Here is a 16,857-nt window from a genome sequence, read left to right as displayed (position 1 = left end):
CATTTCCAACGCAAAAAAAAACAAAAAGGATTTCCACTTCTATCGCTTGTCCGAAATACAGCTCCCTCGACCACTTCGGCAAAGCAAAAAAAATCTATATTTGTAATCTTCGAAAAAAAAACAGCAAAAAGAACTTCTATGAAAGGTCAAAACAAACTCTTCATCGCCATCATCATCGGTTTGGTTGTGGGTGTTGCGATGGGCGGTGTCGTGCATTATCAGTACGCAGACAGCGCGGAATCATTCGCCAAGAACATTAAACTTTTAGGAACCATCTTCATCCGTTTGGTACAGATGATTATCGCGCCGCTCGTTTTCACCACGCTCGTTGTGGGAATTGCAAAGATGAGCGACATCAAAATGATTGGTAGAGTGGGAACAAAGGCGATGTTGTGGTTTCTTTCAGCATCGTTAGTTTCGCTTTTCATCGGGTTGATTTTTGTAAACTGGCTCGAACCTGGTCACGTAACGCAGCTTCCGATTCAGGATCACGCATCTGCAGACGATCTCATTAAATCCAGCAAAGGATTCTCGATGGAAGATTTTGTGAAACACATCTTCCCGAAAAGTGTTTTCGAGGCATTCGCAACTAATGAGGTATTACAAATTGTAGTATTTTCCATTATGTTCGGTGTTGCGTTGGCAAATATGGGAGAGGAATATACCAAACCGATTACCAAGGCATTCGACATCTGCGCACACGCAATCCTGAAAATGGTGGGCTATATTATGTGGGTCGCTCCACTCGGTGTTTTGGGCGCAATCGCAGCAGTAGTTGCAACTAATGGTTTCGAGATTTTCAAGGTTTACGCAATTTATCTCCGCGATTTTTTCATTGCATTGGGAGTGTTGTGGTTGGTTCTCTGCATCGTAGGATATCTGATTTTAGGGAATAGACTTTTCGAACTTTTCAGAAGAATAAAGGCACCTTTACTCATCGCGTTTTCCACCACAAGTTCCGAAGCGGTTTTCCCAAAACTGGTAGAAGAGTTGGAACGTTTCGGCTGCAACAACAGAGTTGTGTCGTTCATCCTACCTTTAGGATATTCCTTTAACCTCGACGGAAGTATGATGTACATGACTTTCGCGTCAATCTTCATCGCACAGATCTACGGAATAGAAATGAGCATCGGTCAACAAATCACCATGCTTTTGGTGTTAATGTTAACTTCCAAAGGAATCGCGGGTGTTCCAAGAGCAAGTTTGGTAATCATTGTCGCAACCTGCACGATGTTCGGAATTCCGCCGGAAGGAATCGCGCTGATTCTGCCGATCGACCATTTCTGCGATATGGGAAGAAGTATGACCAACGTGCTCGGAAATGCTTTGGCAACTTCCGCAGTTTCGAAATGGGAAGGACAGCTGGATAATCACGGTGGAGAATTGTAATTTCTAAAAACCTTTTCAAACCTGAGGTGAATTTAGTTTTCAATTATCATTTTTTCTTGAAGCCAAAAGAAAAGCCGATGTTACATAATTCTTAAACGCAAAAGTTTAGAATCATACTCATAACATTAAGGTGGCAAAGTTTTATTCGCCGTCGCGAATTGATGAAGCGTGGAAAGAGTGAGCTTCAAAAAATCTGCCTGCAGATTAATACTTTGCCCTCATGAAGTTTGGGAGCGCAGTTGATAATTCTTTGCGTTTTAAAGAGCTCTTAATGCACGGGTATTTTCAAATATTTGCAGACAAAATGGCGGTTTTTACCGTCATTTTTTTAAGATAAATGTCATAGATTTTATTGATTCTAAATAAGGAAAATTTTGCTTAAATTTGTCAATCATTTTACAGTAGAAAATTATGTTGACGAAAGCAAAAGTTCAGGATTTCCTGAAAGAAATTGAAGTTGATGACTTGGTACACAATTTCCAGGTAATGGGAAACGACGTGTATATCGATATGACGGCGCATTCACCTGCAATGCACGAAAAGAAAAAACTGGAGGTGGCAATGAAGCAGGCGTTTGCAACAGAATTCGGTGAAGACATTGTTCTGAAACTGAAAATCAATTCCCCGGAACCTTCAGAAATTCAGAAAAGCCAGATCAAAGGGAAGCAAATCCCCGGAATCCAGAATATCATCGCCATCGCATCCGGAAAAGGTGGGGTAGGAAAATCTACCGTAACGACGAATATCGCCGTAACTTTGGCAAAAATGGGCTTCAAAGTCGGGGTTTTGGATGCCGATATTTACGGACCCTCAATTCCGACAATGCTCGATACTTTTGGCTCAAAACCTTTATCCGTTGAAGTTGGCGGTAAGAATCTAATGAAGCCGATTGAGAACTACGGCGTGAAAATGCTCTCCATCGGATATTTCTCGGGAGCAAACCAGGCGGTAGTTTGGCGTGGACCGATGGCTTCAAAAGCGTTAAACCAAATGATCCGCGACGCACATTGGGGCGAACTCGATTTCCTGCTCATCGATTTACCGCCGGGAACAGGCGACATCCACCTTTCCATCGTACAGGAAGTTCCGGTAACGGGAGCGGTGATTGTTTCGACTCCGCAACATATCGCATTAGCCGACGTTAGAAAGGGAATCGCGATGTTCACAATGGAAAGCATCAATATTCCGGTTTTGGGACTGATCGAAAATATGGCGTACTTCACTCCTGAAGAATTGCCGGAAAACAAATACTACATTTTCGGAAACCAGGGAGCGCAGTATTTGGCAGAAGATTTGGGAATCCCGGTTCTTGGTGAAATCCCGATCATCCAGAGCATCCGTGAATCGGGTGATGTCGGAAGACCCGCTGCATTGCAGGAAGGTTCCAAGATCGAGGAAATCTATACCAAAACGACCCAGAATATGATCGAAAGTTTGGTGGAAAGAAACAAAAACCTTCCTCCGACAGAAGCTGTGAAAATCACAACAATGGCAGGTTGCTCACCGAAAAAGTAAGGAAAGTAAGGACAAATCGCGAAACCTAACGAAGTGGTTCGACGGAGTCAATTGTCCACAGCGCATCGGCGGAGTCGATTGCTTGTAAAGAATTTCAACCATCTCAAATGCGAAAAAGATTATGAAACAGAAAAAACACGAAGAAACCGTAACCAAAGTTCTGGAGGCGCTGGAATCAATCCGACCTTTCCTCAACAAAGACGGCGGTGATATAGAATTGGTTGATGTAGCTGAACAAACCGTATATGTAAAGCTGATCGGAAACTGCAACGGTTGCCCAATGAGTTTCTCGACCATGAAGCTGGGTGTGGAAAACACCATCAAGCAGCACGCTCCGGAAATTCGGGAAGTGTTGAATGTGGAGTAAGACCTAATCACATAGAAAAAAATAAAGCAATTCATTTTTGGATTGCTTCACTTTTTTATAAGCGGAAAATATGGGTAAATCTGAACCATTTTCAAATTAAATTAATATTTTAGCAGATTAAACTTTCAGCGTATGATTGCAATTGTTGACGGCGGCTCCACAAAATGCGACTGGGTAATTCTCGACAAGTTCGGTAAGATTTTCCTGAAGACAGAAACAATCGGTTTCAATCCCAATATAATCAATCCGGAAATGATCGTGCCCGAAATAGAGAAAAACGGCAGTCTCGTTTCTATTAAGGATTCCCTTCAGAAAATATTTTTCTACGGCTCCGGTTGTGGCGTTCCCGAAAATGTGGCGTTGGTTGAAAATGAATTTCAGAAGATTTTCAAAACCACTGAAATTACCGTGAAAGAAGACCTCACTGCCGCTGCTTACGCTGCCTACAACGGAAAACCTGCAATTGTATGCATTCTTGGAACCGGTTCGAATTCCTGTTATTTTGATGGGGAGAAAATCAGGAGAGAACTGCCGTCACTCGGTTTCCTGATTGGTGACGAAGGGAGCGGAAGCGCCATCGGAAAACATTTGCTGCGAAGGTTCTTTATGAAAAAACTTCCTGCAGATCTGCACAATGGTTTTATTGAAAAATATAATTTGACCATTGAGGAGGCGATCAAGAATATGTACCACAATCCGCGTGCAAATGCCTATCTTGCTGATTTCAATAAATTTGTAGTGGAAAGGAAAAGTCATCCGTACTTCCAGAATATGGTTTTCGACGAGATGAAGAACTTCCTCGATTACCAGGTTTTGCCGTATGAAGAAGCGAAAGAAGCCGAGATCAATTTCATCGGTTCGATTGCATTTTATTATGAAGATATCCTGCGTGCAGCCGCTGCCGAACTCAACCTCAATGTGGGAGTGATTGTGCAGAAACCCATCGAAAGCTTGGTAGATTACCATAAAAAATATATCCTGAATATGGATTAACTTTCAGATTCAGCGCCAAACCTGAAACTCCTATCCCGTAAATTCGGGATCAAACCTCAAACCCCAAACTTCAAACCCCTGAAATGCCTAACAAAAATAAAAGAGACGAAAAAAACTTTAACCAGGCCGCGCTTGATTACCACAAAGCAGAGCCCAAAGGAAAAATAGAAGTCATTCCATCAAAACCACACTCTACGGCGAGAGACCTTTCATTGGCGTATTCTCCTGGAGTTGCGATTCCGTGTCTCGAAATCGAAAAGAACCCAAAAACATCGTACGACTACACCGGAAAAGGAAATTTGGTTGCCGTAATTTCAAACGGAACTGCGGTTCTCGGTTTGGGCGACATCGGTGCGGAAGCTTCAAAACCAGTGATGGAAGGGAAAGGACTTTTGTTTAAAATCTTCGCCGACATCAATGTTTTCGACATTGAGATCGACGAAAAAGATCCCGATAAATTCATCGAGATTGTGAAAGGAATCGCGCCGACTTTTGGTGGAATTAACCTCGAAGACATTAAAGCGCCGGAAGCTTTCTATATCGAACAGCGACTGAAAAACGAACTCGACATTCCGTTGATGCACGACGACCAGCACGGAACTGCGATTATTTCTGCGGCGGCTTTGCTCAACGCTCTTGAACTTGCCGGTAAGAAAATCGGTGAAGTAAAAACCGTTGTGAACGGAGCTGGAGCAGCAGCAATTGCCTGTACCCATCTGTACATGCAGCTCGGTTTGAAAAAGGAAAATATCCTAATGTGTGATTCCAAAGGCGTCATTAACCATAAAAGAGAAAACCTCACTCCCGAAAAAATCGACTTTATCGCCAATACTGAAATTTCCACTTTAGAGGAGGCGCTGAAAGGTGCAGATGTTTTCGTGGGACTTTCTAAAGGTAATGTGATGACTCCTGAAATGTTGTTGTCGATGGCTGAAAATCCGATCGTTTTCGGTTTGGCAAATCCTGATCCGGAAATCGAGTACAACCTCGCAATGGAAACCAGAAAAGATACGATTATGGCAACCGGAAGAAGCGATTATCCGAACCAGGTAAATAATGTGCTTGGTTTCCCATATATTTTCCGTGGTGCACTTGATGTTCAGGCGACTTCCATTAACGAACCAATGAAATTGGCGGCAGTTCGCGCCATTGCAGATTTGGCAAAAGAACCCGTTCCTGAAGCCGTGATCTTGGCATATAATCTGAAAGGTCTGAATTTCGGAAAAGAGTATTTTATTCCAAAACCATTTGATAACCGATTGATAACCCGTGTTTCGATTGCAGTTGCAAAAGCTGCGATGGAAAGCGGAGTTGCCGGAAAACCCATCACTGATTTTGAGGAGTATGAAAATGCGCTTCTCGATAGAATGGGGCGTGACGAGAAACTCATCCGAATGATGCAAAACCGTGCCCGCTCGAATCCGAAACGTGTTACCCTCGGAAATGCAGAGGAATACAACGTGTTGAAAGCGGCACAGATTCTTTACGAAGAAGGAATTGCACATCCGATTCTTTTGGGTGAGAAAAAATACATCAAGGAGCAGATGAAGAAATTCGGTATCGAGCTGAATGTTCCGATTGTGGATCCGATGGACGACGACCAGGAAGAATACCGCGTGAAGTACCGCGACACGCTTTGGAAAAGACGTCAGCGAAAGGGAATGAACGAGTACAAAGCGAAAAGGTTCGTTCGCCAAAGAGATTATTTTGGCCCGTTAATGTTGGAACACGGGGATACTGACGCGCTGATTGTCGGTTTCTCCAAAAATTATTCTTCAGTCCTGAAACCGGTTCTCGAAGTCATTGAAAAAGACAAAGGTGTTGACAAAGTAGCATCAATGATGATGATTATCACCGAGAAAAAACCGATGTTTTTCTCCGACGCTTCGATTATCCAGAATCCGACTTCGGAAGATTTGGTGAATATTGCTAGAATGTGTGAGATGACCGTGAAAAGTTTTGCCATAGAACCAAGAATCGCGATGCTTTCTTTCGAGAATTTTGCGGCGATTTCTGAAACCTCAAAAAAGGTGTCGAAAGCAGTTTCGATCCTCCACGAGAAATATCCGAAAATGGTCGTGGATGGTGAAATACAGCCGGACTTTGCGATGAATGCGGATCATCTTTCGGATTATCCATTCTCAAAACTCGGTACAAATCCAGCCAATGTTTTCGTATTCCCAAATCTGGAGAGTGCGAATCTCTCATATAAAATCATCCGCGGAATGAAGGTTGCACAAATCGTCGGTCCGATCATGATGGGGTTGAAAAAGCCGGTTCACGTGCTGCAGATGCGCGCAAGTGTGGACGAGATTGTGAACTTGGCAACGATCGCCGTTCTCGATGCACAGCGAAGAGATGGCAATTAATGTAGTAGATCGGGGTTTATTCTCAAAAATAATATTCAAAATCGGCACTTTATCATTTTGAAACGTTCTCGAAATGATTATATTTGTCGTTTCCATTCACCATGATTTATTCTCTCAAAGGAATCGTACAGCAATTGAATCCAACATCTGTGGTCGTCGATGTAAACGGTGTTGGCTATTTGGTCGGCGTCAGTTTGCAAACTTCAGAAAAGCTGGTTTTGGGTAAGGAGACGTTTCTCAATATTCAGCAGATCATCCGTGAAGATGTACATTTGCTATTTGGCTTTAACACAATTTTGGAGAAAGAAATGTTTAATCTGTTAATAAGCGTTAATGGAGTGGGACCAGTTTCTGCCATCATCATGTTGTCTTCTTTATCTTTGGACGAGATTGCTTCGGCGATACTTTCGGGTAATGCACTGATGCTTCAAAAAGTGAAGGGAATCGGTGTGAAAACTGCTGAAAGAATCATTGTCGATTTACGTGATAAAGTCCAAAAATTCACGGTTTTGGATGCAAATATTTCTACATTTGAGAATAATAAAGTGAAGGAAGAATCGTTATCTGCATTAGAGGTTTTGGGGATTCCCCGGAAAACGAGCGACAAGATTGCAGATCGTATTCTTAAACAAAACCCTGATCTTACAGTGGAGGATTTGGTGAAGCAAATTTTAAAAAACATTTAACGTTTGGACAAGAGCATTATTTTTCGGCATAAATTATTAACTTTATTTTTTCTCTGTTTTTCTTTCGTAACAGTTTTTGCGCAGGTAAAACCGTCGGACAGCGCATCGGTGCGGCAGGATTTTTCGTTGCCGGATCCGCTGCATTACGAAGCTTTCTACGATGTGCAAAGCGGAATGTATATCCTGTATCCGAAAATTGGGAATATGGTGGTTGGAAGTCCGGTTTCTATGACTTCCGATGAGTATTACCGTTATATGCTCAACAATCAGCTAAGTAGCTATTATAGGGAAAAATCTGCGCTAAATAGCCAAAGTTACCTTAAAGAAACCACAGCAGGTACAAAAAAAGGTTTTCTGCCAAGTTTGAATATTAAGAACAAGCTTTTTGAATCGATTTTTGGTGGGAATAAGATTGAGATTATTCCGCAGGGATTTGCATCCTTCGACCTTGGAATTCTTTATCAGAAAATTGATAATCCCCTGATTTTACCGCATAACAGAACCAATTTCGCAATCGATATTCAGCAGAGAATCCAACTCGGATTATTGGGGAAAGTGGGTGAAAATCTTCAACTCAAAGCAAACTATGATACTCAAAGTGGATTTGCATTCGAGAACAAGATGAATCTTGTTTGGCAGGCAAAAGGAACTTGGAAAGATTTGCAGTCGAAGGGTTTGCAGGATAAAACAACTGGTGGTGAAGATAAGATTATTAAAAGGGTGGAATTTGGTAATGTGAATATGCCACTTTCTACAAGTTTGATTCGTGGTTCTGAATCACTTTTTGGTTTGAAAACCGAATTCCAGCTCGGAAAAACGTACGGAACTTTGGTTTTTTCTCAACAGCAGGGTGAATCGAGAAATATTATTGCGCAGGGAGGTGGTGTGATGAACACTTTCAAACTCAACGCGATTGACTATGAAGATAACCAACACTATTATCTGGGGCATTATTTCCTCAACAATTACGACCGTGCGTTAGAATATTATCCGCAGGTGCAGTCAAGAATTAACATTACGAGAATTGAGGCGTGGGTTTTGGACCAAGGTTCGGGAAATCTTCAGGATCAAAAAGGTATTTTGGGTATTCGTGATTTAGGAGAAGGAGCGTCAGGAATTCCCGATAACTCGCAAAATAACCTTTACCAGAGCATTGTGGCTTTAGGACCGGATATTAGAAATGTGAATACCGCGTATAATGCCATCAACAGACAGACTTTTCCTAATGCCAACGGAACACCGGAAATTTATATGGACGGTGAACAGTTTATCTTCAACCGAAAAGCAAGAAGGCTTTCTCAGAACGAATTTACATTCCACCCACAATTGGGTTATTTGTCATTAAATCAGCGACTTAATGACAATCAGCTTTTGGCGGTATCATACTCCTATACCTTGAATGGTGAAAGTAAAGTATATAAAGTTGGAGAGTTTTCTGAAGAAGGTTCTGTGTTGATCACGAAAGTATTGAAACCAAATACCATGGTGAAAACTACTTCGCCGATGTGGGATTTGATGATGAAAAATATTTATTCGCTCAACACCAACCAGTTGAGTGGAGACGGATTCCTGCTCAACGTTTATTACCGTGATGCACAAAGTGGAAAGGTAAATTATCTTCCGAATACTCCAGTTCAGGACATTAACCTGTTGAAGCTTTTCAATTGGGATCGACTGAATATGAATAATGACTTGCAGCAAAACGGGGATATCTTGGGTGATGGGATTTTCGACTTTGTGCCGAATATTACTGTAGATCCAGCCAATGGAAAAGTAATTTTTACTAAAGCAAAACCTTTCGGTAGCTATTTGCAGAGCAAGTTGGGAAGCAATGATCCAAAATTTGTTTTCAATGATCTGTATGACCAGCAGAAACAGGTAGCTTCGCAAAGTAATCTTGCATTGCGTTACACGATGGAAGGTCGCTTTAAAGGTTCGCAGGGAACCGGCATTTCTCTCGGCGCAATCAATGTTCCACAAGGTTCGGTAAAAGTTACCGCAAATGGAGTGCAGCTTCAGGAAGGGGTTGACTATACCGTAGATTATATGCTTGGAACGGTGAATATCATTAACGAAGCAGTGAAGCAGTCGGGACAGGCGATCAATATTTCAATGGAAAACCAGCTGACTTTCAATACGCAGCGGAAAAGATTCCTCGGGTTAAATCTCGAAAGAAAATTCAATGAACACCTTACAATTGGTGGAACGGTGGTCAACTATTCGGAAACACCTTTGACCCAGAAAGTGAATTTCGGTCAGGAAGCGGTGAACAATACGATGGCCGGATTCAACATCTTATACAACAATCAGTTGCCGTTCCTGACGCGACTTACCGACAAAATTCCTTTAATCAACACCGAAGCGCCATCAAATCTGAGTTTCATGGCAGAAGGAGCATACTTGATTCCGGGACAGAACAAAGGAATTGGCGATCAATCGTATATTGATGATTTCGAGCAGACTACATCAAAAATCTCTCTGAAAGAACCGGCAATGTGGAGTCTGGCTTCAAAACCTGAACTCAATCCGGAACCTATATTCTCGGGTGCAGAACTTAATGACAACTTAGCCCACGGAAATGGTAGAGGTTTGCTTTCATGGTACAATATCGATCCAAGATTTTACGGAATCGGGGGAGCTGCACCTACAGGAATCAATGCACAAGCTGTTTCTAACCACGCTTCACGAAGAGTTGAAATGAAGGAACTGTACAACAGCAGAGATTTTGTAGCAGGTGAACAGCTTTACACCAATACATTTGATATTTCTTACTTCCCGCAGGAAAGGGGTCCTTATAACGTCAATACGCAAATCGAAACTACCCAACAGAGATGGGCGGGATTGATGAGGCCGATCTCAGTTTCAAATTTTACCAATTCTAATATTGAATATGTTGAATTTTGGATGATGGATCCTTATGCAGACGGAAAAAATTTAGGAGCAGACCCGAAAATTTTGCTTCATCTTGGAAATGTTTCGGAAGATGTATTGAAAGACGGAAAACTAACCTATGAAAACGGTTTGCCAACACCGAACGTTCCTGCCAATACAACGACGACCAATTGGGGGAAGCAACCCAACCAATTCCCGATTCTTTATGCATTTTCAACAGAAGGTGACGAGAGAACCGCTCAAGATTTAGGTTATGACGGATTAGACGCAGCAGGTGAGGCGGATAAATTCGGGACTAATTTCATGAATCCAGTGACTAATCTTCCGGATCCGGCATCTGATGATTTCGTTTTCTACTTGTCAAATAAATTCACCGGACCTCAAGCTTCCTCAGTGGCAGAACGATACAAGTATTTCCGTGGTCCAGAAGGGAACTCGCAGAGCAACACGCTTGAGGTTGCTACACAGACTCCTGATGCAGAAGATGTAAACCGCGACTACAACCTTGATCAGAACGAGAACTATAACCAATATACTATCAAACTTGGTCAGCAGGATATGGTACTCGGCGAGAACTTCATTGTTGACGTGAAAGAAGTTGATGCCAGATTCCAAAACGGACAAACCGGCAAAAACAAGTGGTATCTTTTCCGAATTCCGGTAACTCAGTTTGATACGGGTGCAAACGAAGGCGGAGCAAAAGATCCTTCGATTTTGAATAATGTGCGGTTTGCAAGATTATTGCTTACCGGCTTTGACGAGGCATCTACAATCCGTTTCGGAACTTTAGATTTGGTAAGAAGCGATTGGAGAAAATACACCAAAAATATCGCAACGAATCTTCCAGATCAGGAAGGAACGCAGATCGTAACCGACCAAAACCTTGATGTAGGTAGTGTAAACCTTGAAGAAAACGGACTTAACCAACCTCCTTATGTGCTTCCTCCTGGAATTGACAGACAGGTATTGAGTGGAAATGCCGGTGCGCAAAGACAGAACGAAGCGTCCTTATACATGAAAGCTTCACCACTTTTCGGAGATACGTCACGTGGTGTTTTCAAAAATGTAGCGCTGGACATGAGACGCTACCAGAACATGGAACTATTCGTGCATGCTGAAGATTTGAAAAACGTAAACTCATCCGCTTATGATCCAGACGCAAAATTCTTCATCCGTTTCGGAAGTGATGCTACTGATAACTACTACGAATACGAGGCGTCACTGAAATATACTGCAAAAAATGCGAAGTCGCCACTCGAAATCTGGCCGCACGAAAATATGATGCATCTTGAAATCCAGAACTTTGTGAATGCTAAAATGAGACGCGACCAGGAGCACTCAAACGCAATTGACCAGAGAATAGAAGACGTCGAGTACGGTTCAATCGACCCTAACAAAAAAATCTATATTAAAGGTAGACCGAGTCTCGGAAATGTAACCACGATTATGTTGGGAGTTCGTAATAAAAACGCGGCATCAACAAAAGAGATCGTCTTATGGGTGAACGAAATTCGACTTTCCGGAATTGAAAATAAGGGAGGATATGCCGGAAATGCAAGTTTGAACTTTAACCTTGGAGATTTCGCGCTTGTTAATGCAAATGCTTCCTATTCCACCGTAGGTTTTGGCGGAATTACTCAAAAACCTTCCGAGAGATCTCAGGCGACACATTCCGCGTTCAGCATCAACACTACCGTAAATGTTGACAAATTCCTTCCTGAAAAAGCAGGGATGAAAATTCCGGTGAATTATTCCTACACGCAAACCATTGAAGATCCGAAATACAATCCGATTGACAATGATGTGAAATTTGAGGAGGCACCAAACAGAGATCAGCTGAAAAAAGTGGCAAGAACTTATACACAGCAAAGAAGTGTCGGTGTCGTAAATATGCGTAAGGAAAGAATGAATCCGAACAAGAAACCAAAATTCTACGACGTAGAAAACGTTTCTGTAACTGCTGTTTATAACGACGATTATTACAGGGATGTTTACACCAAAAAGAATTACCGGCAGTATCTGAAAGGGTATATCGACTACAATTATTCTTTTAAACCGTGGGTTTTAAGACCGTTCAATAAAGTAGTGAGTGACACTGCCAAATCATATAAATATTTGAGATGGCTGAAAGAAGTCAACTTTAATCCAGTTCCTACAAGATTGTCTTTCCGCACGGAAGTTGACAGAAATTATAACGAACTTGAATTCAGGAATATCGAATCGATCCTTAGTGGAAATACAGGTCAGGAATTCGATGTGATCAGAAACAGAAACTTCTTCTTCGGATGGCAGTATGGATTAGGGTTTAATTTTACCAAATCTCTGAAACTTGAAATCAATTCCGCAATGAGGACTCTGAACGACAATCTGAATCCTGCGGATATGACGACGAAATCAATTTTTTCTGATGTTTTCAGGGCAGGAAGACCGGTACTTTATAACCACAGAGTTCAGTTGAATTACCGCTTCCCGTTCGAATACTTACCATACCTGGATTTCATAAATGCTGAACTTGGTTATGGATTTACTTATAATTGGAATGCGCGAAGTACTGTGATGACAAGGTTCATCAATCCAGACACTCAAAAAGCAGAAAGTTTGGGAAGCATCGGTCAGAATACCAACAATATCATTGGAACTGCGACGGTCGATATGCCTAAATTCTTCAGCAAGTTCAAGTATTTCCAAGCGATCAATTCGAAAATGCTGAAAAGAAAGCAGGAAATTGACTCGCTGAACAATGTGATTACCCAAGAATGGCAAAAGAAAAATGGTAAGAGAGGTTTCAGAACCCACAAGTTCAAAAACAAACTTACGCCGCTGCAAAGTATTGCGTATGCATTAACATCGGTAAAGCAACTCGATATTTCTTATAATGAGAATAATGGTACTGTACTTCCAGGATTGCTTTCAGCACCTAATTTCTTTGGGTACGGACAGACTTTAGGTGGACCAACTGCAGGATTCCTACTCGGTTCGCAGGCGGATTACAGAAGGACGGTGATTGAAAGGGGATGGATCTCAGATTCGCACTATATGAACGATCCATATACACAGATGAAAAACCGAAATTTCCTCGCGAATGTTCAGATCATGCCTGTGAATGATTTCAGAATTGACCTGAATGTGATGAAAAACTTTACCAGCAATTTCACTCAGGGTGGTTACAATGTCGATGCAGATTCCAATCCTGCAAACGGATTCCAGTTCTCGTTCGGTAACGATATGATTACCCACTCGAAGACTGCTTGGACTTTCCGAACTGCATTTACAGACGGCGCAACGATTTATGACAATATGATTGCAAATGCACGACAAATTTCTCAACAAATGGGAGGAACACTTGCTGGAGACGGATTTACAGATGGTCACTCACTCGCAAATGCCTATGTGTTGGTTCCGGCATTCCAGGCAGCGGTTGAAGGAAAATCCGTGAGCGGACCGATAACTGATCCTAAAAAGTCAGGATTCCCGCTTCCGAACTGGAGAGTTACCTATTCGGGATTGAAAAATATTCCTTTAGTAAATAGCCAGTTCTCTAAATTTGATGTACTTCACGGTTATACGTCAACTTACACCGCATCGGGAATTCAGTCGAGCATCGATTATTATAATATGCAGCACAACGCCGCTCCGAACCGGGATGCTTTCAACGATTTCTATAATCCGTACACCTATTCACAGGTGGGTTATGTGGAAGCTTTCGCACCGCTAATCGGAGCAGATATGACGCTCAGAAACAATATGCAGTTCCGTGCTTCCTATAACCGCGACAGGATGTTTATGCTTGGTTTAGTAAATCATACTTTGACGGAAGACGTTGGAAAAGAATATATCTTCGGTTTCGGATACATTTTGAAGGATTTCAAACTGAAAATGAACTTCAAAGGTAAAGAGCGTACCATCAAGAGCGATGTGAATTTTAGAGGCGATTTCTCTCTGAGAGACAGCCAGACAAGAATTACCAACATTCTTCAAAACGATTCACAGGTTACCGGCGGTCAGCGAATGATGAGCATTAAGTTTTCGGCAGATTACAGCATGTCGCAGAACTTCAACATCAAACTCTTCTACGACCAAATGCTTACGAAGTACAAGATTTCCACCGCGTTCCCGCTCTCCACGATTAGAGCAGGGATCACCGCAACATTCACCTTTACCGGTGCAGGCGGAGGATTTTAAATTTCAACATTAAGCCCGGAAGTTTTTCCGGGTTTTGTGTTTTTTCAGAACGGATACATTTTTTTCTTATTTTTGCTCATAAAAAATTGTACCATGAAAAAACTTCATCTTACGCTTATTGCGTTGCTGTTCTCATTTACTTGCCTGAAGGCACAGGATTACAAACATCAAATCAAAGTCGGAGTCGGCGACGGAACCATGCTGTCAACAGGTGACCTCTTCATCAATGCCTTCGACGCCATTATTTTACCGATTACAGGAGTTACGAGAGAGGACAACTACTCCACAAGCTATCCTTATATTTTTGTCGATTACCGATATGGCTTGTCAGAGATTGTTGGTCTTGGTCTGCAGGTGGGTTTTATGGGGATTAAGAATGAAGCGACTATTAAAAATATTAATAATGGCAGCACAAAAAATATGACCTACAATAGCTCGTATGTCGCAGTAATGCCCGGAGTTGATGTAAGATATTATCAAAACAATAAGTTTAAGCTGTATGGAAATGCAATGCTCGGTATGCTGTTCATGAATCGCGAAACCGACACAGGAAAACAGGATGTTACCGGCTTTATGTTTCAGGTTAATCCGATCGGTGCGAGTTATGGAGATAAAATCGCGGTGTTCGCTGAAGCAGGTTTCGGGATTTCCATTGCGAATTTGGGTGTTCGCTTCGGATTGTAATAGATATGTTTGATATAATTTAAGCCGGAAGTGTTTTCCGGTTTTTTGTTTTTAACTTCAAAGATAAAGCAGCCCAGTTTTGTGGTTCGCTCCTAAAATTCCTAATTTTGTCCTTTCATCACGATAAGATATGAATCCAGAATTCGAAAACGACGACGACCTGTTTACGGGAAAGGATCACACTCCTTTGCGGAAGGATGCATTCGAGAAATCTCCGGACGAAAAGATTGAGATTATCCAGGAACATTTTCATAAGATCATGGAGACGCTGGGAATGGATATGACCGACGACTCCCTGAAAGATTCCCCAAAACGGGTGGCAAAAATGTATGTGAGGGAAATTTTTGGCGGGCTTTTGCCTGAAAACAAACCGGGAATTTCTACATTTTCCAATAAGTACAAATACCGGCAGATGTTGGTAGAAAAAGACATCACTGTATATTCTTTCTGCGAGCACCATTTCCTGCCGATTATCGGAAAAGCGCATGTTGCCTACATTTCTAATGGCGAGGTAATTGGACTTTCGAAAATTAACCGGCTCGTTGATTATTACGCAAAAAGACCGCAGGTTCAGGAACGTTTGACGATGCAGATTGTGGATGCTTTAAAGGAAGCATTGGGAACCAAAGACGTTGCCTGTATCATCGATGCAAAACATCTTTGTGTGAATTGTCGGGGAATTAAAGATACTGCAAGTTCCACCATCACCGCAGAACTCAGTGGAATCTTCCGAACGAACCCCATTACACGACAGGAATTCCTGCATTATGTAGGAAGTCACGCGAAGTTGGATTAAAATTTAAGAAAATGACTATTAAGGAAGCAGTATTAAAATCACTTGAAGAAATTCAGAAGCCAATAGGTTCATTTGAACTATGTGATTATATTCTATCAAAAAAGTATGTGGAGTTTAAAGGCAAAACACCACACAATACCGTTTCGGCACATTTGACTGATTTTATTTATAAAAATGATAAAAGAATTAAAAGAGTCAAAAAGCAAGGAGGGAATTATCTGTATTATTTGTCGAAGTTCGAAGAAGATATTGTTGATATACAACCAATTATTGTTGAGTCACAAAAAACAACAAAGAAAGAAAGCTATAAGGAAAGAGATTTACATATTCTTTTAAGCACTTTTCTAAAAGATATTGAAAATGTTTTTTCAAAGACAATTTACCATGAAAAATCATTAAATAAAGAGAATGGACAAGTTTGGACTAATCCTGACATGGTAGGTGTGAATTTTCTTCAATTCAGAAATAAAATTAGCCAAGAATTTTTCAAAAAAATTAATCAAAAAGAGGCATTTAAAATTTCTTCTTATGAATTAAAAAGAGAAATTTCCTCTGATAATGAATTAAAACAGGCATATTTTCAGGCAGTTTCAAACTCATCTTGGGCAAATTATGGTTATTTAGTAGCATTAGATTTTAGCGATGATTTATTAGATGAAATTGAAAGACTAAATCAGTCTTTTGGCGTTGGAATTATTAAATTGAGTGCCAATCCTTATCAATCAAAAATACTGTATCCTGCAAGATATAGAAATTTGGATTTTAAAACTATTGATAAGCTTTGCAAAATGAATCCTGAATTTGAAAGGTTTATTGAGCATATAGAGAAATTAATGGGTATCGAAGACAGGTTTTATCGTCCTTTAGAAAAAGATTTTGAATCTTTTTGCGACCGTTTTTTTTCTAATGATAACGACATTTTGGTTTATTGTAAAGATAAAAACATTCCTTTTGAAGAAAATAGTTTTGAGTAATTTTTAAACT

The 16,857-nt window shown here is 41.2% G+C and carries 10 protein-coding genes; all 10 read left to right on the top strand.

The genetic code is table 11. The features are described 5' to 3' along the window. Positions 1-138 precede the first annotated feature (138 nt). Positions 139-1,389, top strand: coding sequence for a dicarboxylate/amino acid:cation symporter (locus tag MTP09_RS12055; RefSeq protein WP_243548595.1), 1,251 nt, complete (start codon positions 139-141; stop codon positions 1,387-1,389). A 411-nt stretch (positions 1,390-1,800) separates the two neighbouring features. Then, the gene (locus tag MTP09_RS12050) at positions 1,801-2,904 is read left to right on the top strand and encodes an Mrp/NBP35 family ATP-binding protein (RefSeq protein WP_243548594.1); all 1,104 of its coding nucleotides are present in this window, start codon (positions 1,801-1,803) and stop codon (positions 2,902-2,904) included. Between the two features lie 121 nt (positions 2,905-3,025). Beyond that, the gene (locus tag MTP09_RS12045; protein WP_243548593.1) at positions 3,026-3,271 is read left to right on the top strand and encodes a NifU family protein; all 246 of its coding nucleotides are present in this window, start codon (positions 3,026-3,028) and stop codon (positions 3,269-3,271) included. Between the two features lie 132 nt (positions 3,272-3,403). After that, positions 3,404-4,264 carry a BadF/BadG/BcrA/BcrD ATPase family protein gene (locus tag MTP09_RS12040; protein WP_243548592.1) on the top strand — a complete coding sequence of 287 codons (861 nt, stop codon included), beginning with the start codon at positions 3,404-3,406 and terminating at the stop codon, positions 4,262-4,264. 83 nt (positions 4,265-4,347) lie between these two features. After that, the gene (locus tag MTP09_RS12035) at positions 4,348-6,633 is read left to right on the top strand and encodes an NADP-dependent malic enzyme (protein WP_243548591.1); all 2,286 of its coding nucleotides are present in this window, start codon (positions 4,348-4,350) and stop codon (positions 6,631-6,633) included. A gap of 101 nt (positions 6,634-6,734) precedes the next feature. After that, entirely contained in the window at positions 6,735-7,319 is a 585-nt protein-coding gene (ruvA, locus tag MTP09_RS12030; protein ID WP_243548590.1) for a Holliday junction branch migration protein RuvA, read from the top strand. 3 nt (positions 7,320-7,322) lie between these two features. After that, a complete protein-coding gene (gene sov / locus MTP09_RS12025) occupies positions 7,323-14,393 on the top strand; it encodes a T9SS outer membrane translocon Sov/SprA (RefSeq protein WP_396022222.1) in 7,071 nt (2,356 codons plus the stop codon). A gap of 93 nt (positions 14,394-14,486) precedes the next feature. Then, on the top strand, positions 14,487-15,077 hold the full coding sequence (locus MTP09_RS12020; RefSeq protein ID WP_243548589.1) for an outer membrane beta-barrel protein: 591 nt from the start codon (positions 14,487-14,489) through the stop codon (positions 15,075-15,077). 130 nt (positions 15,078-15,207) lie between these two features. Then, the gene (gene folE, locus MTP09_RS12015; RefSeq protein ID WP_243548588.1) at positions 15,208-15,873 is read left to right on the top strand and encodes a GTP cyclohydrolase I FolE; all 666 of its coding nucleotides are present in this window, start codon (positions 15,208-15,210) and stop codon (positions 15,871-15,873) included. A gap of 11 nt (positions 15,874-15,884) precedes the next feature. After that, positions 15,885-16,847, top strand: a complete 963-nt coding sequence (locus MTP09_RS12010) for a hypothetical protein (protein ID WP_243548587.1) — start codon at positions 15,885-15,887, stop codon at positions 16,845-16,847. Positions 16,848-16,857 lie beyond the last annotated feature (10 nt).

Source organism: Chryseobacterium suipulveris (assembly GCF_022811685.1).
Taxonomy (GTDB): domain Bacteria; phylum Bacteroidota; class Bacteroidia; order Flavobacteriales; family Weeksellaceae; genus Kaistella; species Kaistella suipulveris.
The sequence above is the reverse complement of the archived record's forward strand: the minus strand, read 5'-3'. Positions and strand labels throughout refer to the sequence as shown.